At 33.5% G+C, this 18,043-nt stretch carries 21 protein-coding genes; all 21 read left to right on the forward strand.

All coding sequences use genetic code 11. The features are described 5' to 3' along the window. The first annotated feature begins 4 nt into the window (after positions 1 to 4). The 21 genes from MKY69_RS04225 to MKY69_RS04325 all read left to right on the forward strand — a co-directional run bounded on the left by MKY69_RS04225 (position 5) and on the right by MKY69_RS04325 (position 18,036). Positions 5 to 1,228 carry an ABC transporter permease gene (locus MKY69_RS04225; RefSeq protein ID WP_311982186.1) on the forward strand — a complete coding sequence of 408 codons (1,224 nt, stop codon included), beginning with the start codon at positions 5 to 7 and terminating at the stop codon, positions 1,226 to 1,228. Next, positions 1,221 to 1,832, forward strand: coding sequence for a TVP38/TMEM64 family protein (locus MKY69_RS04230; RefSeq protein ID WP_004234275.1), 612 nt, complete (start codon positions 1,221 to 1,223; stop codon positions 1,830 to 1,832). The genes MKY69_RS04225 and MKY69_RS04230 overlap by 8 nt, the downstream gene beginning before the upstream one ends. A gap of 140 nt (positions 1,833 to 1,972) precedes the next feature. Beyond that, the gene (rpsP, locus tag MKY69_RS04235) at positions 1,973 to 2,245 is read left to right on the forward strand and encodes a 30S ribosomal protein S16 (RefSeq protein ID WP_003105644.1); all 273 of its coding nucleotides are present in this window, start codon (positions 1,973 to 1,975) and stop codon (positions 2,243 to 2,245) included. A 9-nt stretch (positions 2,246 to 2,254) separates the two neighbouring features. Next, the gene (locus MKY69_RS04240) at positions 2,255 to 2,494 is read left to right on the forward strand and encodes a KH domain-containing protein (RefSeq protein ID WP_003104111.1); all 240 of its coding nucleotides are present in this window, start codon (positions 2,255 to 2,257) and stop codon (positions 2,492 to 2,494) included. A gap of 800 nt (positions 2,495 to 3,294) precedes the next feature. Then, on the forward strand, positions 3,295 to 3,735 hold the full coding sequence (locus tag MKY69_RS04245) for a hypothetical protein (RefSeq protein WP_340791034.1): 441 nt from the start codon (positions 3,295 to 3,297) through the stop codon (positions 3,733 to 3,735). A gap of 45 nt (positions 3,736 to 3,780) precedes the next feature. Further along, on the forward strand, positions 3,781 to 4,572 hold the full coding sequence (locus tag MKY69_RS04250) for a hypothetical protein (RefSeq protein WP_062806717.1): 792 nt from the start codon (positions 3,781 to 3,783) through the stop codon (positions 4,570 to 4,572). Continuing rightward, a complete protein-coding gene (locus tag MKY69_RS04255) occupies positions 4,559 to 4,879 on the forward strand; it encodes a hypothetical protein (RefSeq protein WP_003106584.1) in 321 nt (106 codons plus the stop codon). The genes MKY69_RS04250 and MKY69_RS04255 overlap by 14 nt, the downstream gene beginning before the upstream one ends. 9 nt (positions 4,880 to 4,888) lie before the next feature. Further along, complete coding sequence (locus tag MKY69_RS04260) at positions 4,889 to 6,091, forward strand: glycosyltransferase (protein ID WP_340791035.1); 1,203 nt, start codon at positions 4,889 to 4,891, stop codon at positions 6,089 to 6,091. Between the two features lie 111 nt (positions 6,092 to 6,202). Beyond that, positions 6,203 to 6,721: a ribosome maturation factor RimM gene (gene rimM / locus MKY69_RS04265; RefSeq protein WP_003106586.1), complete on the forward strand. Its 519-nt coding sequence runs from the start codon at positions 6,203 to 6,205 to the stop codon at positions 6,719 to 6,721. Continuing rightward, on the forward strand, positions 6,711 to 7,439 hold the full coding sequence (gene trmD / locus MKY69_RS04270; RefSeq protein ID WP_003106587.1) for a tRNA (guanosine(37)-N1)-methyltransferase TrmD: 729 nt from the start codon (positions 6,711 to 6,713) through the stop codon (positions 7,437 to 7,439). The genes rimM and trmD overlap by 11 nt, the downstream gene beginning before the upstream one ends. Before the next feature lie 3 nt (positions 7,440 to 7,442). Then, on the forward strand, positions 7,443 to 8,435 hold the full coding sequence (locus tag MKY69_RS04275; protein ID WP_003106588.1) for an NAD(P)/FAD-dependent oxidoreductase: 993 nt from the start codon (positions 7,443 to 7,445) through the stop codon (positions 8,433 to 8,435). Between the two features lie 140 nt (positions 8,436 to 8,575). Next, the gene (locus MKY69_RS04280; protein WP_340791036.1) at positions 8,576 to 9,595 is read left to right on the forward strand and encodes a PTS transporter subunit IIC; all 1,020 of its coding nucleotides are present in this window, start codon (positions 8,576 to 8,578) and stop codon (positions 9,593 to 9,595) included. Between the two features lie 12 nt (positions 9,596 to 9,607). After that, positions 9,608 to 10,531, forward strand: coding sequence for a 2-dehydropantoate 2-reductase (locus MKY69_RS04285; protein ID WP_062806678.1), 924 nt, complete (start codon positions 9,608 to 9,610; stop codon positions 10,529 to 10,531). Positions 10,532 to 10,936: 405 nt separating this feature from the next. Further along, positions 10,937 to 11,656: a DeoR/GlpR family DNA-binding transcription regulator gene (locus MKY69_RS04290; protein ID WP_257616447.1), complete on the forward strand. Its 720-nt coding sequence runs from the start codon at positions 10,937 to 10,939 to the stop codon at positions 11,654 to 11,656. Continuing rightward, positions 11,653 to 12,564 carry a 1-phosphofructokinase gene (gene pfkB, locus MKY69_RS04295; protein ID WP_013793841.1) on the forward strand — a complete coding sequence of 304 codons (912 nt, stop codon included), beginning with the start codon at positions 11,653 to 11,655 and terminating at the stop codon, positions 12,562 to 12,564. Before MKY69_RS04290 ends, pfkB begins: the two co-directional genes overlap by 4 nt. Next, on the forward strand, positions 12,561 to 14,510 hold the full coding sequence (locus MKY69_RS04300) for a PTS fructose transporter subunit IIABC (protein WP_062806676.1): 1,950 nt from the start codon (positions 12,561 to 12,563) through the stop codon (positions 14,508 to 14,510). The genes pfkB and MKY69_RS04300 overlap by 4 nt, the downstream gene beginning before the upstream one ends. A gap of 77 nt (positions 14,511 to 14,587) precedes the next feature. Continuing rightward, positions 14,588 to 15,208 carry a glucosaminidase domain-containing protein gene (locus MKY69_RS04305; protein ID WP_062806675.1) on the forward strand — a complete coding sequence of 207 codons (621 nt, stop codon included), beginning with the start codon at positions 14,588 to 14,590 and terminating at the stop codon, positions 15,206 to 15,208. A 140-nt stretch (positions 15,209 to 15,348) separates the two neighbouring features. Continuing rightward, entirely contained in the window at positions 15,349 to 16,152 is an 804-nt protein-coding gene (locus MKY69_RS04310; protein WP_340791042.1) for a glycoside hydrolase family 73 protein, read from the forward strand. Positions 16,153 to 16,212: 60 nt separating this feature from the next. Next, positions 16,213 to 16,734, forward strand: coding sequence for a hypothetical protein (locus tag MKY69_RS04315; RefSeq protein ID WP_062806673.1), 522 nt, complete (start codon positions 16,213 to 16,215; stop codon positions 16,732 to 16,734). A gap of 73 nt (positions 16,735 to 16,807) precedes the next feature. Further along, the gene (locus MKY69_RS04320) at positions 16,808 to 17,188 is read left to right on the forward strand and encodes a DUF1149 family protein (RefSeq protein ID WP_003103937.1); all 381 of its coding nucleotides are present in this window, start codon (positions 16,808 to 16,810) and stop codon (positions 17,186 to 17,188) included. Next, positions 17,188 to 18,036, forward strand: coding sequence for a DegV family protein (locus MKY69_RS04325; RefSeq protein ID WP_003104962.1), 849 nt, complete (start codon positions 17,188 to 17,190; stop codon positions 18,034 to 18,036). Before MKY69_RS04320 ends, MKY69_RS04325 begins: the two co-directional genes overlap by 1 nt. Positions 18,037 to 18,043: the final 7 nt, after the last annotated feature.

An 18,043-nucleotide genomic window follows, 5' to 3' on the forward strand; every position in this document is an offset into this window, starting at 1 on the left:
ATTAATGGAAAATTGGAAATTCGCTCTTAGTTCAATTTGGGGGCATAAATTAAGATCATTATTAACTATGCTTGGAATTATTATTGGTGTTTCAGCTGTTGTCATAATTATGGGATTAGGTAATGCTATGAAAAAGAGTGTGACTGACTCATTTTCCAATAATGAAAGAGAAGTTCAAATATATTACCAATCTAAGACAAAAGAAGAAGATCCATATGCAAGCTTAAATGTTCAAGAAAATACACAAGAAGTAAAATCAGAGTGGATGGAACGAATTGTTAGAGAAGTTGATGGTGTTGACGCTTATTATTTCACGAATAATACAAGTTCAACTATTTCATATGGTAAGAAAAAAATGAAAGATACCAATATTACAGGTGCTAGTAAAGATTACTTTAAGGTTAAAAAATATGATATCGTTGCTGGTCGGACACTCTCAGATACTGATTATAAAAATTTTTCAAGAATCATTTTAATTGATACATCATTATCAGATGAGTTATTTGGTAAAGGGAACTATAAAGATGCTCTGAACAAAGTAGTTAGTCTTCAGGACAAAGATTATTTAGTAGTTGGCGTTTATAAGACTAAGACACAGTCCGTATCCGTTAATGGTATGGTAACGGGTGGAGCAGTTATGGCCAATACTCAGGTTGCCTCAGAATTCAATATTAATGAGGTAGGAACAATATATATTCACGTAACTAATATTCAAAAAAGTATCGATATTGGACATGATGCAGCAAAATTGTTAACAAATTTATCACATGTTAAAGATGGCAAATACACTATTCCAGATAACAGTCAAATTATCAAGGAAATTGACCAACAATTTGGTATAATGACTACAGTAATTGGTTCCATTGCAGGAATATCATTATTAGTTGGAGGAATAGGTGTAATGAATATCATGCTTGTTTCAGTGACTGAGAGAACAAGAGAAATTGGACTCCGTAAAGCACTTGGAGCTACTCGAATGAAAATTTTAAATCAGTTTTTAATTGAATCAATTGTATTAACAATTTTAGGAGGATTAATTGGTTTATTATTAGCATATGTTTCAGTTGGTGGATTAGGAAATACTATGCATTTAAAAGGTGCAAGTGTCTCATTTAATGTTGCATTGATTGCAATTGTATTTTCTGCAACAATAGGTATAATTTTTGGTTTATTACCTGCTAATAAGGCGAGTAAACTGGATCCTATTGAGGCTCTAAGATATGAATAAATTTGGAATTAGCCATAACAAATTAAAAAAAATATTTCGAGTTATAGGTGTGATTTCTATCGTATTATCTATTGTTTTTATCTTCTTACTAATAGGCAAACTTGATATTTTTAATAATCCCGATGCCTTATCTGAATTAATTAAGCATCATATTCTTTTAGGATCAATTATATTTTTTTTCTTACAGATTATTCAGGTTGTTATTCCTATTATTCCAGGTGGTGTGACTACTGTAGTTGGTTTTCTTACATTTGGCCCGTTACTAGGATTTGTTCTTAATTTTCTAGGAATAATAATTGGCTCAAGCCTATTATTTGTACTAGTAAGAAAATATGGAAGGCCATTTATTTTGCTCTTTCTTAATGAAGACAAAATAGTAAAATATGAAGAAAAAATTTCGAGTAAAACTTATGAAACTATATTTATATTAAATATGGTTTCACCAATGGCACCAGCCGATATAATGATAATGATAACTGGGCTCAGTAAAATTTCATTCAAGAAATTCCTGATAATTATCATGATTTGCAGACCAATTTCAATGATAACCTATAGTTATTTTTGGATTTATGGAGGAGAAGTTGTGAAAAATTTCTTGAATTAGATATCCCTTGAAAAAGCTTTATTTTTATTTCTGTCAAGAAAAAAACTTGACAGGTTATCTTTGGTAAGATATAATAAGTTAAGTAAGAAGTATTAGATTATATTTCTTTAAAAGATAAAAAGAAAAGAGACATAAAAATCATGGCAGTAAAAATTCGTTTAACTCGTATGGGTTCTAAGAAAAAACCTTTCTACCGTATCAACGTTGCAGATTCACGTGCACCACGTGATGGTCGTTTCATCGAAACAGTTGGAACATATAACCCATTAGTAGCTGAAAATCAAGTTACACTTAAAGAAGACCGTATTCTTGACTGGATGTCAAAAGGAGCTCAACCTTCTGATACAGTACGTAACCTTCTTTCAAAAGCTGGAGTTATGACTAAATTCCACGATCAAAAATTCTCAAAATAATAAAAGCCTATGGATACCATTGAAAATCTTATTATCGCCATTGTGAAACCTTTGATTTCACATCCAGACAATCTTACTATCAAAATTGAAGATACTCCAGAATTTCTAGAATATCATCTTGACTTGGATGCTCAAGACATCGGTCGTGTAATCGGGAAAAAAGGTCGTACCATTACTGCGATAAGATCGATTGTTTATTCGGTTCCAACACAAGGTAAGAAAGTTAGACTTGTTATTGACGAAAAGTAATAAGTCTAAACTATTTTGAATATTAAATTCTATTGACTATTGTTAATAGAATTTTTTTATAAAATTACTTGAATGGTTAAGGAATTTCAGATGTACTACACTAGTAAATTTATTTTTTTATCAGTAATGTAATAGTTTAACTAAAATTGAAGTAAAAATGAAAAATCGATAAATTATCATTAAATCACTGGTAACATTATCAGCTATCTCAACTTTATATGTAGCAAATAACGATTCTATCTCCATTCATGTAAATGAAGTAGGTAGATCTGCTCAGCTATTTTCAACTCAATGGACTTTTTAACTTCAAGTAACTATTGTCGATAATTAAGGACAGATCGTACTATGAAAAGAAGTTGTTTTGAAGGATATTTCGGATAATCAAGGTAGAGCACTACAGTTATTAACTAGTGACCAAGATAGTAAGACGAATTTTATAGTCTTACTTACATTATTGTAACTATAAGAGCTTAGGTAGGTGAAAATATCCCAAATCAAAATGTTCAATTAAAAAAAGCAGATGGTCAATTGTATTTGAGGGAAATCCTTATGCGAATGGTCAAGTAATTGCTAATGATAAATTAATGGATGGAAATTACTATCAAGTTTTCGTGAATAATATTGATTTTTAGAGTTTATGACTAATAATGACGTTAGCATTTACCATACTAAAGAGCAAATAAAATACCAAACCTTTTACAATTTTTGTAGAGGTTTTTTTATTTTCCATTAAATAAAAGTAATCTCAACTTATTCTATAGTATAATATATAGGAATGAGAGAAAATAAAGAGGGAAAGTATGATATTAATTGATAGTGATGGACAAAACATTAAAATCGCAAAGAAAGAATTTCCAGAAATTATTCAAACAAGTAGACAGAATTTTATATTAAAAGATAAAGGTACTCTTTTTAATAATGAAACCTCTTTGATGTTAACTTTGGCAGGGTATACAGGTGATGATTGTCAAAAAACAATTTATTATAATCATCTCTCACTACCCGATTTTTGGGAAGTCACACTTGAGCAAAATAACCGTGGAAAAGTTACTTATTGGGGTCAAAAAAGAGCTATAATAAATTTTCGAAATCCCGTTGAAGATAGAATGGTTCATTCAATAGATTGGCTAGATGACAAAGGCCAACTAGCATATGTAGAAACTTATAATGACTATGGGAAACTTTATACTAGAGAATATTATAAAAATAATAACTCACTAATAACCATATATTATAACTAATCTGGTCAGGAATATGCTCAAACTGTACCTAAAAGCAGTGGCATTATGATAATTAATCACCCTCAAGTGAGTGGATATTACGCCAATCGGCTCACTTTATTGACAGATTATTTAAAGCAAAATGGGATCAGTGATAAATTAGTTCTTCTTGATTCAAACTTGATTGAAGATGCAAATCAGGCTATTGATTGCATTAATTTGAATGATTGTAGAACCTTAAGAGACCTAGTTGGAACTAATAATCAATTAGAGATGATATATGATTTTAGTGACTCAAGCCAAAGGCTAGTAGATTCATATATTAAAGTAGTTAAACCTAGAACTGAAAGTAGTTTAGTCAAAACAATATTTATATTATCAGCAAGTGACGAATTGGAAATGATAGAAGAATTAATAGAAGGATTACAAGAATATCATTTTATGATTGGGGCAAGAACGATGGTTTCCCAAAAATTTCTTAATCTCGGAAGAAACAAAAACGTTACTATATCAGCACAAATGTCTAAATTGGATGTAGAAAGAGCCTTGCAAAAATGTGAATTTTATTTGGATATCAATCATTTCTTCGAAGTTGACTATATCTTGTCACGAGCTATTTTATATGACATTCCAGTATTGTCCTTCAGGGATATAGCACATCAAAAAGCTTACTTTTATCCAGAAACAATTTTTGATAAAAATCAGATTGTAAACTTTATAGATTATATTAAACGGCTTTCGACAAGTCCTGATTTAAAAAATGAGATTACCCTATATCAAAAAAATCAATTAGATTTCTGCTATTTAAGTTTACAAGACGTCATTAATCAGTTGGGAGGCAATTGTGGCCATTTATAATTTTAATCTTCTTGTTGGTTATTTGCCAACGGGAGTTGACTATGCTCAGGGATATCGAGCAAAGTTATTGCGTGAATTAAAGCAAGTATCATGTTTTATTTTTACAGAAATACCTGAATGGTCGCTAATCAAATTCTATCTGGACCAAGTCGGACTTCAAGAAGAAGAATTGCTTTCTGTTCATTTCAGCTATTTAGAGGATGCAAGTTTAATTCCACAATTATCTTTTGATGAAATTAAGCCAGGTTATCCAGATATAGTTAATATGGAAGAAACTTCGTTTTATGGTGGAGTTAAAACTTTTTAGTCTAAACTGATGGACCACTTTGGAATTAGTTTTACCTATACAGATGAAGAGTCTGATATTGTTGACTTTGTTTCTGTATATGCGCAAGGGAAATTAATTAGAAGAGATTATTTTACAAATCGAAAAATGTACAGTAAATTCTATTACCCACAAATCAATGAATCAGAATTGATAGCCGTGCCTTTTAAGACTAACTTTTATGATAATAAGGGTAAGGTGATTTATGAAGAAATAGTAACATCTGATGAGCCAAGATACGTCTTTGCCAATCATCAGAAAGATATTTATAAGAGTGAATTTGTTGAGACGTTTATTAAAAACTTAAATTGGGGGAAAAATGACACTGTAATTTTTGATCGTAATGCTGACCAATATTTTGCTCAAGTTGCCTTAAAAAACAAAGGGCAAGCAAAATTAGTAGCAGTCATTCACTCGGAACATTATTTTCCAAAGGACTATGATCCAAGTTATCTCTATTTAAATTATGAATATTATTACATCATTAGAAATGTTAATTCGATAGATACTTTTATTGTTTCTACTGACTTGCAAAAGCAAAAATTTACTGAAACGGTCTATAAAGAAAGTGGTGTCCGACCAAATGTTCAAGTTATACCTGTAGGGAGTGTTGATTTAAAAGAACCATCGCATCATCAGCGAAAGCATTTTTCGATGATGACCGCTTCTCGACTACAAGCAAGAAAACGAGTTGACTGGTTAATCCGCGCAGCCATTCTTGCAAAAAAAGACATTCCTCAGTTAGAGTTTAGTATCTATGGTCGAGGGAGTGAGCAAGAGAAGTTAGAAAATATCATAAATGAGCATAATGCCCAAAATTATATTTTCTTAAAAGGTCATGCAGATTTAGATGATGTGTATCCACAGTATGAACTTTATGTTTCGGCTTCTTCCTGGGAAACTTTTGGATTGAGTTTACTAGAGGCTGTTTCTCATGGGCTTGCGATGATTGGCTTAAATGTCCCTTATGGTAACCCAACCTTTATTGAAAGTGATTCTAATGGCTTCTTAGTTGATTATGAATACCTTAGTGATGAGCAAATCACCATTCAAGCTTTGGCTGATAAAATAATTACTTATTTTAAATTACCAGAAACAGTTCGTCAGTCTTTTAATGATAAATCATTTGAGATTGCAGAGCAATTTACGAAAGATAAGGTTAAGCAAGTTTGGCTTGAATTATTAGAGAACTAAGGTCTTTGATAAGACCGGGTGCAAATTCCTCCATATCATGTTAAAATAGTATGAAACTTAGTTGAAAAGACAGAAATGATAATCAACTAAAACTTAATTATAGGAGTTACCATGGAATACTTTAATGTCGGTAAAATTGTTAATACACAAGGCTTACAAGGAGAATTAAGAGTTTTATCAGTCAGTGATTTTACTGAAGAACGATTTCAAAAAGGAAACCTTTTAGCTTTGTTCGATGAAAAGGATCAATTTGTTAAAGATGTTGAAATTGTGAATCATCGGATACAGAAAAATTTTGATATTGTTAAATTTAAAGACATGAATCATATTAATGTGGTTGAAAAATTTAAAGGCTATACCCTTAAAATTTCTGAAGACAAATTGACTGACTTAGATGAAGATGAATTTTATTATCATGAAATTATAGGCTTAGATGTCTATGAAGATGATGTCCTTATTGGCACGGTGAAAGAAATCCTTCAACCTGGCGCAAATGACGTTTGGGTTGTCCAACGAAAAGGTAAAAAAGACTTGTTACTTCCATATATTCCACCAGTTATCCTAAATGTTGACTTAGAGGAAAATCGAGTTGATGTAGATATCATGGAGGGATTGGACGATGAAAATTGATATATTAACCCTTTTTCCAGAGATGTTTGCTCCACTTGAAGCTTCAATTGTTGGCAAAGCCAGCGAAAAAGGACTATTGGATATCAATTATCATAATTTTCGCCAGAATGCAGAAAAGGCTCGTCATGTAGATGATGAGCCTTATGGCGGTGGTCAAGGGATGTTGTTAAGAGCACAGCCCATTTATGATACCATTGATAAGATAAATGCAAATAAGCCGCGCGTAATTTTGTTAGATCCTGCAGGTAGAACGTTTGACCAAGCCTATGCCGAAGACCTAGCCAATGAGGAAGAATTGATTTTCATTTGTGGGCACTATGAAGGCTATGATGAGCGAATCAAAAAATTGGTGACTGATGAGATTTCGATAGGTGATTTTGTATTAACGGGTGGTGAACTTGCGTGCATGGCTATGATTGATGCGACTGTCAGGTTAATTCCAAATGTAATTGGTAAAGAGGCCAGTCATCAAGATGATTCTTTCTCATCAGGTTTGCTTGAGTATCCTCAGTATACTCGGCCTTATGATTTTCGTGGGATGACTGTGCCTGATGTTTTAATGAGTGGGCATCATGAGAATATTCGCCTTTGGCGATTGGAAGAAAGTATCCGAAAAACCTATTTAAGAAGGCCTGACTTGTTGGAGGCTTATCAATTTTCGGATGAAGAAGCAAAGATTTTTGAAAAGATTAAAAGAGAATTGTCAGAAAAGGTGTAGTGAATGACAGAAAAGATTTATGATATTACAATCATTGGTGGTGGTCCAGTTGGCTTGTTTACAGCATTTTATGCTGGATTGAGAGGTATGACGGTTGAAATTATCGAGAGTCTCTCCGAGTTGGGTGGACAACCTGCTATTTTATATCCTGAAAAGGTGATTTATGATATTCCAGCATTCCCAGCTATAACTGGTGCAGAGTTGACTGAGAATCTGATTAAGCAAGTTAGTCGTTTTGATGATCGTTTAACGGTTTCATTGAAAGAAGAGGTTCTATCTTTTGAAAAAGTTGAGTCTGTTTTCGAAATTACGACAAATAAAAGAAAACATTTTAGTAAATCGATTATTATTGCCTGTGGTAATGGGGCCTTTGCTCCGAAAACACTTGGTTTAATCAACGAAGATTCATTTTCTGATCAAAATATTTTTTATAATGTGCATAAATTAGATCAATTTGCAGGTAAGAAAGTTGTTATCTGCGGTGGTGGTGATTCAGCAGTTGACTGGGCCTTAGCCTTGTATGGATTAGCAGAAAGTGTAACAATCGTTCACCGTCGTGAGGCATTTCGGGCACATGAACATAGTGTAGAATTATTAAAAGCTTCTGGAGTTGAAATTGTTACCCCTTATATCCCAATTGCTGTTGAAGGGGAAAACGGATCAGCAAATAAATTAGTTATTAAAAAAGTTAAAGGTGAAGAAACAAAATCACTAGACTTAGATGCTTTGATTGTTTCATATGGATTCTCTACGTCCAATAAAAATTTAAAAAATTGGAATTTAGATTATAAACGAACTAGCATTAATGTCTCACCTTTATTTGAAACTAATCAAGAAGGTGTATATGCTATAGGTGATGCCGCTGACTATCCTGGCAAGGTTGATTTGATTGCTACTGGGTTTGGCGAGGCACCTACTGCAGTCAATCAGGCAATTAATTATATTTATCCTGATCGTGATAATCGAATTGTTCATTCAACATCATTAATTGATTAGTATAAACAAAACTTATGAAACTATAAAATTTAACATTGGTAATTATTGAAAACCTATATGACACATGCTTGTACTTGTGATACAATTAACATTGTGAATGTGATAGATTTCACACTATAAAAAGAAGCGAGGTCATTTTGATGACAGATACAAACAAAGATACATTTAGCTCTTTTATCAATAAAGTTTTAGCCGGAACTGCAACTGCGATAGTAGTAGCACTCATTCCAAATGCTATCTTGGCAACTTTCTTAAAACCCCTTTTACCTAATGCAACTGCAGCGGATTTTCTTCATGTTGTAGCAGTATTCCAATTTTTCACACCAATCATGGCTGGTTTCTTAATTGGACAACAATTCAAATTTAATCCTATGCAACAACTTGCAGTAGGTGGAGCAGCTTACATTGGTTCTGGTGCTTGGGCATTTAATCCAGCTATTGTTACTGCAGTTGGTAAAGGTGGCTTCCAATTAGTTGGTATTGGTGACCTTATCAATATGATGATTACTGCCAGTCTTGCTGTTTTAGCAGTTAAATGGTTTGGTAATAAATTTGGATCACTTACAATTATCTTATTACCAATTATTATTGGTACTGGTGTTGGTTACCTTGGTTGGAAATTACTTCCATATGTATCATACGTAACAACATTAATTGGTAAAGGTATTAACTCATTTACTACTTTACAACCTGTCCTTATGTCAATCTTAATTGCGATGGCATTTGCTGTCTTAATCGTTAGTCCAATTTCAACAGTTGCTATTGGTTTAGCAATTGGTTTAAATGGTTTAGCAGCTGGTGCAGCTTCAATGGGTATTGCAGCAACAGCAGCAGTTCTTGTGTGGGCTACACTTAAAGTTAACAAATCAGGTGTGCCTATTGCGATTGCTTTAGGTGCAATGAAAATGATGATGCCAAACTTCCTCAAGCATCCAGTAATGGCTATTCCAATGTTTAACCTTGTTGGTACACCAGCTTCATCTGGTTTTGGTTTAGTAGGTGCGGTAGGACCTATTGCTTCACTTGCTGGTGGAAGCAATATTCTTATCATCATCCTTGCTTGGTTAATTATTCCATTTGGTGTTGCGTTTGCATCACATAAAATTTGTAAAGACGTACTAAAACTTTACAAAGATGATATCTTTGTATTTGAAGGGTAATAGGAGAAAATTATGTTAGTATATATTGCTGGATCAGGTGCTATGGGTTGCCGTTTTGGTTACCAAATCTCTAAAACAAATAACGAAGTAATTTTATTAGATAACTGGGAAGATCATATTAATGCTATCAAAAATAATGGATTAAAGATTTCAGGTGATGTGGAAGAAACTGTTTTCCTTCCAATTATGAAACCAACTGAAGCTACAAGAGAAGCAGATTTAATTATCTTATTTACAAAAGCTATGCAATTACCACAAATGTTGAAAGACATTAAAGGTATCATTGGCAAAGAAACTAAAGTCCTTTGCTTACTAAATGGTCTAGGTCACGAAGAAGTTATTCGTCAATATATTCCAGAACATAATATTCTTATGGGTGTAACAGTTTGGACAGCTGGACTTGAAGGACCAGGACATGCTCATTTACAAGGTGTAGGTGCCTTAAATCTACAAAGCATGGATCAATCTAATCAAGATGCTGGTCATCAAGTAGCTGAAATGCTTACAGAAGCAAAATTATTTGCTACATATGATGAAAATGTTCTTCCAAATATCTGGAGAAAAGCTTGTGTTAACGGAACAATGAATTCAACTTGTGCTATACTTGATTGTACAATTGGTGAATTGTTTGCAAGTGAAGATGGTGTTAAAATGGTTGAAGAAATCATCCATGAATTTGTAATGGTTGGTGAAGCAGAAGGCGTTAGTTTAGATGAAGCTGAAATTACTAAATATGTAATGGATACTTCTGTAAAAGCAGCACATCATTATCCATCTATGCATCAAGATTTAGTTCAAAACCACCGTAAAACTGAAATTGATTTCTTAAACGGCGCTGTGAATTCTAAAGGACAAAAACTTGGAATCGATACACCATATTGTCGTTTAATCACTCAATTAGTTCACACTAAAGAAGATGTATTAAAAATAAAATAATTAAAATGACTAGTCATTGTCTAGTCATTCCAGAGTGAAGACAAAGTCATTTGTCTTCTTTTTTTATACTACTATAGGTGTTCCGAACACAAGCGATTTCCTCCATTATTAGCTGAAATACAGGTTTTAAGTCATTTTTGTCATACAGAAATGTATTCCTGAATTTTAAATATTAATAATATTATTTTAAATAATAGTAGATTTTTTTGAGAATAGGAAAGAATATTATTATTTCGAAGTTTGCATATAATCCCAAAAGACTAAACATTCTTTAGTCTTTTATTAAAAATCTTTATGACTGTTTTTGAAAGTAAATGCTTGACATTGAAAGATATTATAGTATAATTTATCTGTAACCGATTTCAGAAAGGTGGTATTGCTATCTTAAAATCTAAACGAAAACAGATTATCATGGAAAGAATTACCAAAGATAATTATGTTGCATTGGATGATTTGATACTTCTTTTAAATACGTCAGAATCAACTGTACGTAGGGATTTAGATGAACTTGAACTTGAAAGAAAGCTTCACCGCGTTCATGGTGGTGCTGAATTAGCTCATTCATTAAAAGAAGAATTATCAAATCAAGAAAAATCTGTCAAAAACAGTCAAGTTAAATTAACAATTGCTCAAAAGGCATCAACCTTAATCAATGACAATGATGTTGTTTTTGTAGATGCGGGTACAACTACTGATTTACTGATTCCATTAATTAAACAAAATAATGTTACAGTGGTGACGAATTCAATTCACCATGCTGCTAAACTTGTTGATATGGAAGTTAAAACGATTATTATTGGTGGTTTTGTTAAGCAGACAACTGATGCTAGTATTGGTCAACTTGCTTTGCAACAAATCCATACAATGAATTTTGATAAAGCTTTCCTTGGTATGAATGGCGTTGATGAGAATTATCTTACCACACCAGACATGGAAGAAGCAGTTATCAAGAGAGCTATTATTGCAAATGCTAAAACTTCATACATATTAGTCGATGCTTCTAAAATTGGACATATCTCATTCATCAATGTCGCTCCAATTGATGATATTGGAATCATCACAGAAGTATCTTCAAATAAGCTTATGAGTAAAATAAAAGAAAAGGCCAAGGTGATTGAAGTATGATATATACTGTGACACTTAACCCCTCAATTGATTTTATTGTCAGAATTGACCATTTAGAGACAGGCTCTGTGAATCGAATGGATAGTGATGATAAATTTGCTGGTGGAAAAGGTATTAATGTTAGTCGCGTCTTAAAACGGTTGGGAACAGAAAATACTGCGACGGGATTTCTAGGTGGTTTTACAGGTCGTTTTATTCAAGAATCTTTAGTCAACGAGGGAATTATTTCAAATTTCGTTAATGTGGCTGAAGATACGCGTATAAACGTTAAAATAAAATCCGAAAAAGAAACAGAAATAAATGGTCAAGGGCCAAAGATAACAGAGGAGAATCTAATTGCACTAGAAGCAATTTTATCCAAGCTATCAGATGAAGATACAGTAGTTTTTGCTGGTTCGGCACCAAGTAGTTTAGGTAATGAAATCTATAAAGAATTGATCCCTTTAGTTAGAAATACGGGAGCTCAGGTTGTTTGTGATTTCGAAGGACAAACACTGTTGGATTCATTAGCTTATAATCCATTATTAGTTAAACCGAATAATCATGAATTAGAAGAAATTTTCAAAGTTACTTTGTCGGGACTTGATGATGTTGAACATTATGCTAGAAAAATTCTAGATATGGGTGCTCAGAATGTTATTATTTCAATGGCAGGTGATGGTGCTTTGTTAGTTACTAAGGAGGCAGCTTATTTCGCGAAACCGATTAAAGGGCAGGTGAAAAACTCTGTTGGAGCTGGTGATTCAATGGTTGCTGGATTTACAGGAGAATTTGTGAAATCGAAAAATCCAATTGAAGCATTAAAATGGGGTGTAGCTTGTGGCACATCTACAGCCTTCTCAGATGATTTGGCTACTATTGAGTTTATTCAAGAAACATATAAAAAAGTTGAGGTAGAAATACGATGAAAATTCAAGATTTACTAAAAAAAGATTTAATGATTTTAGATTTACAAGCTACAACAAAAGAAGCTGCTATTGAAGAAATGGTTTCTCGTTTTGTTGCTAAGGGTATCGTATCTGATATGGATACATTCAAAGATGGTATTATGGCCCGTGAAGCACAAACATCTACTGGGCTAGGTGATGGTATTGCAATGCCCCATTGTAAAAATGAAGTGGTACGCCATGCTCGCGTATTGTTTGCGAAATCAAACAAGGGAGTTGATTATGAATCTCTTGATGGTCAGCCAACAGATCTATTCTTTATGATAGCAGCGCCTGAGGGAGCAAATGATACTCACTTAGCTGCACTTGCTCAACTATCACAATACTTACTTAAAGATGGCTTTGCCGATCAATTAAGAAAAGCATCAACTGAAGACGATGTTATTGCTTTATTTGATGCCTCTGAATCAGAAAAAGCGACAGGAGTAGAGCCAACTAGTGTAGATGGAAAAGATTTCATTGTTGCTGTTACAGCTTGTACCACTGGTATCGCACATACATACATGGCTGAAGAAGCTTTGAAAAAACAAGCTGCTCAAATGGGTGTTAGTATCAAAGTTGAAACAAATGGCGCATCGGGTGTTGGAAACAAATTGACATCAGAAGATATTGCTAAGGCGAGTGGTGTTATAATTGCTGCGGACAAAGCTATTGAAATGGATCGTTTTGATGGTAAACAATTGATTTCTCGTCCAGTTGCTGATGGTATCAAGAAAAGTGAGGAATTAATCTCAACTATTTTAGAAGGTAAAGCCTCAACTTATCATGCTAAAAATAGTGTTAATACTGTCGAAACGACTGAGAAAAGTGGTCTAGGCAGTGCCTTCTATAAACACTTAATGGGTGGTGTATCTCAAATGTTACCATTCGTTATTGGTGGAGGTATCATGATTGCTCTTGCTTTCCTTTTAGATAACATTTTAGGTGTTCCAAAAGATCAACTAAGTAACTTAGGTTCTTACCATGAGATTGCTGCAATCTTTAAAAATATTGGTGGTGCAGCCTTTTCATTTATGTTACCGGTATTAGCAGGTTATATTGCATATTCTATTGCTGAAAAACCAGGTTTGGTAGCAGGTTTTGTTGCAGGTGCTATTGCTTCGAACGGACTTGCCTTTGGTAAAGTACCTTTTGCAGCCGGTGGAGAAAAAACGCTTATGCTTGCTGGTGTCCCATCAGGTTTCCTAGGAGCATTAGTTGGTGGTTTCTTAGCTGGTGGCGTTATTCTTGCTCTTCGTAAATTACTAGCTGGTTTACCTCGCTCATTAGAAGGTGTTAAGTCAATCCTACTTTATCCATTACTTGGGGTATTAATCACTGGATTCTTAATGTTATTTGTTAACATTCCAATGGCCGCAATTAATACAGCTTTAAATAACTTCTTACAAGGACTTTCAGGAAGTTCAGCTGTTCTTATGGGCTTACTAGTAGGTGGTATGATGGCTGTAGATATGGGTGGTCCAGTTAACAAGGCAGCTTATGTTTTTGGTACAGGTACCTTAGCAGCAACTGTTGCAAATGGTGGTTCAGTAGTTATGGCAGCAGTTATGGCCGGGGGGATGGTTCCTCCTTTAGCAGTATTTGTAGCGACACTAATCTTTAAAGATAAATTTACTAAAGAAGAACGTGAATCTGGATTAACAAACATCATTATGGGACTTTCATTCATTACAGAAGGCGCAATTCCATTTGGTGCAGCTGACCCAGCACGTGCTATTCCAAGTTTCATCGCCGGTTCAGCATTGACAGGTGCTTTAGTTGGCTTATCAGGAATCAAATTAATGGCTCCTCACGGAGGAATCTTCGTTATTGCCCTTACAAGTAACCCAATTTTATACCTAGTCTTCATTGCAATTGGAGCAGTCGTATCTGGCTTACTCTTCGGAGCACTTCGTAAAAAAGCATAAAACTTCAACTAGAATCTTAAATGATTCTAGTTTTTTTGTTATACTAAAGAATAGAAGTTCACTGTAGAAAGGGTTGTATGGCAAAAAGAAAGTACTCCACAAGAAAAAGGAGAAGCAATAAGAAAAATCAAGATCGGTTTTTTAAAACAGCTGTTTTAACGTTGATGCTTTTTATTGCAGTCTATTCAGTCTTTAGTTTAAAAGGAGCTAAAAATCAGTTAGCAGTATATCAAGAATCAACGACAGTTCAGTTCGTTGGAAAAGCTTCTCATGCGGCGCATCAGATTGCTCAGCAAAATCAATTGTATACCTCAATTATGCTTGCACAGGCCATCCTTGAATCAACAAACGGTCAATCTAAGCTGAGCCAAGAACCTTATTTTAACTTTTTTGGAATAAAAGGATCATATAATGGCAAATCAGTTGTATTACAAACAACAGAAGATGATGGAAACGGTAATCTCTATAAAATAGATGCAAAATTTAGAGCTTATGGGACAATGAAAAATGGTTTTAGTGACTATGCTAATGTCTTAAGTGACCCTTTGTATAAAGATGTTCATAAATACCAATCAAGAACATATGAGGAGGCTACTTCGGTTCTGACAGGTCGGTATGCAACAGATACTACTTACGATAGTAAATTGAATCAATTGATTGCCTCTTATCATTTATATTATTTTGATTACCCTTTTTAATATCTCCATTTTACGAAAAGATAACAAAATGACTACAAGAATTTATCAAAAATAATAAAAATTAGAATCTTGTAGTTAAATACTAAATACTTGTGTTATAATATTATTCCAAACTAAAATTGAAATAAAGGAATAAATATATGACGCTTCAGAAAGGTAAGAAACTATTTTTCTTTTTAGGACTATTTACTTTAATCCTATTTGCTGTTTTTTCTTCAAGTCACAAACAAAAGGAAATGAAGGTTTCAGCTGAGACAATGTCAACAGGACAAACTCAATTATTTATTAATCAAATTGCAGGTACTGCTAGTCAAATAGCACAAGCTAATGATTTATACGCATCAGTTATGATCGCTCAAGCCGTCCTAGAATCGAATAGTGGCCAATCTGGATTAAGTGCTGCACCTAACAATAATTTCTTTGGTATCAAAGGTGCTTATAATGGTGCTTCTGTTACAATGAAAACATGGGAAGATGATGGGAATGGAAATGCCTACGAAATCGATCAGGCATTTCGTTCTTATCCAAGTATTGCTGACTCTTTATCAGATTATGCTGCACTATTAAGTACACCGACTTATGCAGGTGTTAGACAATCAAATACCTTGTCGTACCAGGATGCGACGGCAGCCTTAACTGGTTTATATGCAACTGATACATCTTATAATGTAAAGTTAAACAGTATTATTCAGGCTTATGGACTTACTGCTTATGATGTTGTTACTCCAGAAGCTCCAGCAAATGGCGTGACAGATCCAAACGTTGCATATAGCCAAACAACATCAGCTGCCCCTACTCAAACTGACCCTACTCATACAACAGTTAGTAGCACGACCCCTTCAACAACAGTTGAACAAGTATGGAATTCATTCCGTAGTCAATACACAAGTGCTGACACTCTTGCCCAAGACCAAGCTTGGAGTGATTATAATAATAATCAATAAAATCCATTTCTACAAGTAAATCACTCTTTAGAGTGATTTTTTTTTTGGTATAATATTCATATGAAAACATTAAAAGAAGTATATGAAAATCATGATGAATTGCCCTTTGTACATCCCAAGTATGAGAAAGAGCTTTGTCAAAAGCCTATTCCAAAAAGAAATATGATAAGGACTGAGGAGGGATTGTTACCAGGCCATGTCATTATGCTTTGGAGAATTCAATTTGGGACATATACAACCGAAAATCCTCATCATAAGTATTTTTACACTACTTATGGGATTGATGCTGAAAAAGAGTTAAACTGGCTTATCGAAAACAATTATGTTGCTGTCGATTCTGCTTTTCAATCTCTCCCTCATTTATCTGCTCTGCAATTAAAAGAATTCTTAAAAGAAAAAGGAGTAAGCGGCCTTTCAAAGATGAAACGGCTAGATTTAGAGAATCAAATTGCTATAAGTTATAATGAGGAATCTTTGGGAAAATGCTTTGATTTAAGATCCTACAGTTTGCTTCCAAAAGGACAAGCTGTTTTAGATAAATATCCTGAAATTATAGAAAAACATCCACAGAAAAAATACTAAATGACCCTTGCTTTATCTAAAGAAAAACTTATGCTATAATGGATATTATCGCGCTCAAGGAGAATAGAATACCATGCAATTAATTAGAGAAAAAGAATTTGTCAATCAGTATCATTATGATGCAAGAAATTTAGAATGGGAAGCCGAAAATGGAATTCCTGAAACAAATTTCGAAGTTACTTTTCAATTAATTGACAAAGACGAAGAAAAGAATGAAACTGTTATTGTTTCAGTTTTACAATTTGTTATAGTTAAAGATGAATTTGTAATTAGTGGGGTTATTTCTCAAATGGTGAAAATTGTGGATCGTTTGATTGAGAAACCAAGTGAATTTTCACAAGAAGAAGTAGAATCACTTGCAGCACCCTTGTTAGACATGGTACAAAGGTTGACATTTGAAGTAACAGAAATTGCTTTAGATAGACCGGGATTCAATTTGGAGTTTAAAAATTAATGAAATTAGCAGTAATAACGGACAATACCAGTTATTTACCAAATAGCTTGACTAGTAAAGATAATCTATTTGTACTAGATATTCCAATCATGATAGATGGTGAAACATACTATGAAGGAAAAAACATTTCTCTAGATGAGTTTTACACAAAAATGGCAGCTAGTCCTGAATTGCCAAAAACTAGTCAGCCTGCTTTATCGGAATTAGATGAGTTATTAACAGAACTTGAAAATGATGGTTATAGTCATGTTATTGGCTTATTCTTAGCAGGGGGAATCTCTGGATTTTGGGCAAATTGTCAATTTTTAGTCGAAGAACATCCACGATTGACCATTGCTTTCCCAGATAGTAAATTAGCATCAGTTCCCGTTTATAATATGTTAACTAACATTTTTAAGTGGTATGATCAAAATCTTGATTTTCAAACAATAGTTTCTAATTTACAAATTCAAATTGATCATTCATCAGCTTATATTTTAGTAGATGACTTAAATCACCTTGTTAAAGGTGGTCGTTTGTCTAATGGGTCAGCTTTATTAGGTAATCTTTTAAGTATCAAGCCAATCTTAAATTTCGATCAAGATGGTAAAATTGTCGTTTTTGAGAAAATTAGAACTGAGAAAAAAGCATTAAGACGTCTTATTGAGATAGTTACCGAATTGAATGATACCGGTGATTTTGATTTTTCGATAATCAGTGCAAATGCAAATGATAAAGCAACTCTTTTAAAAAAAATGCTTACTGACAATGGCCTTGACATTAATCTTATCGAAGCTGATTTTAGTGCAGTTGTCGGAACACATTTAGGTTCAGGTGCAGTAGCTATTGGGTTTTCTCCTAAAATGTAGAAAATAG

This window comes from Streptococcus sp. FSL R7-0212, assembly GCF_038007985.1.
Taxonomy (GTDB): domain Bacteria; phylum Bacillota; class Bacilli; order Lactobacillales; family Streptococcaceae; genus Streptococcus; species Streptococcus parauberis.

Excerpts from the sequence above, each read along its gene's own strand:
- MKY69_RS04225 (WP_311982186.1), top strand. The coding sequence starts at position 5 with ATGGAAAATTGGAAATTCGCTCTTAGTTCAATTTGGGGGCATAAATTA.
- MKY69_RS04230 (WP_004234275.1), top strand. The coding sequence starts at position 1,221 with ATGAATAAATTTGGAATTAGCCATAACAAATTAAAAAAAATATTTCGA.
- rpsP (WP_003105644.1), top strand. The coding sequence starts at position 1,973 with ATGGCAGTAAAAATTCGTTTAACTCGTATGGGTTCTAAGAAAAAACCT.
- MKY69_RS04240 (WP_003104111.1), top strand. The coding sequence starts at position 2,255 with ATGGATACCATTGAAAATCTTATTATCGCCATTGTGAAACCTTTGATT.
- MKY69_RS04245 (WP_340791034.1), top strand. The coding sequence starts at position 3,295 with ATGATATTAATTGATAGTGATGGACAAAACATTAAAATCGCAAAGAAA.
- MKY69_RS04250 (WP_062806717.1), top strand. The coding sequence starts at position 3,781 with ATGATAATTAATCACCCTCAAGTGAGTGGATATTACGCCAATCGGCTC.
- MKY69_RS04260 (WP_340791035.1), top strand. The coding sequence starts at position 4,889 with ATGGACCACTTTGGAATTAGTTTTACCTATACAGATGAAGAGTCTGAT.
- rimM (WP_003106586.1), top strand. The coding sequence starts at position 6,203 with ATGGAATACTTTAATGTCGGTAAAATTGTTAATACACAAGGCTTACAA.
- trmD (WP_003106587.1), top strand. The coding sequence starts at position 6,711 with ATGAAAATTGATATATTAACCCTTTTTCCAGAGATGTTTGCTCCACTT.
- MKY69_RS04275 (WP_003106588.1), top strand. The coding sequence starts at position 7,443 with ATGACAGAAAAGATTTATGATATTACAATCATTGGTGGTGGTCCAGTT.
- MKY69_RS04280 (WP_340791036.1), top strand. The coding sequence starts at position 8,576 with ATGACAGATACAAACAAAGATACATTTAGCTCTTTTATCAATAAAGTT.
- MKY69_RS04285 (WP_062806678.1), top strand. The coding sequence starts at position 9,608 with ATGTTAGTATATATTGCTGGATCAGGTGCTATGGGTTGCCGTTTTGGT.
- pfkB (WP_013793841.1), top strand. The coding sequence starts at position 11,653 with ATGATATATACTGTGACACTTAACCCCTCAATTGATTTTATTGTCAGA.
- MKY69_RS04300 (WP_062806676.1), top strand. The coding sequence starts at position 12,561 with ATGAAAATTCAAGATTTACTAAAAAAAGATTTAATGATTTTAGATTTA.
- MKY69_RS04305 (WP_062806675.1), top strand. The coding sequence starts at position 14,588 with ATGGCAAAAAGAAAGTACTCCACAAGAAAAAGGAGAAGCAATAAGAAA.
- MKY69_RS04310 (WP_340791042.1), top strand. The coding sequence starts at position 15,349 with ATGACGCTTCAGAAAGGTAAGAAACTATTTTTCTTTTTAGGACTATTT.
- MKY69_RS04315 (WP_062806673.1), top strand. The coding sequence starts at position 16,213 with ATGAAAACATTAAAAGAAGTATATGAAAATCATGATGAATTGCCCTTT.
- MKY69_RS04320 (WP_003103937.1), top strand. The coding sequence starts at position 16,808 with ATGCAATTAATTAGAGAAAAAGAATTTGTCAATCAGTATCATTATGAT.
- MKY69_RS04325 (WP_003104962.1), top strand. The coding sequence starts at position 17,188 with ATGAAATTAGCAGTAATAACGGACAATACCAGTTATTTACCAAATAGC.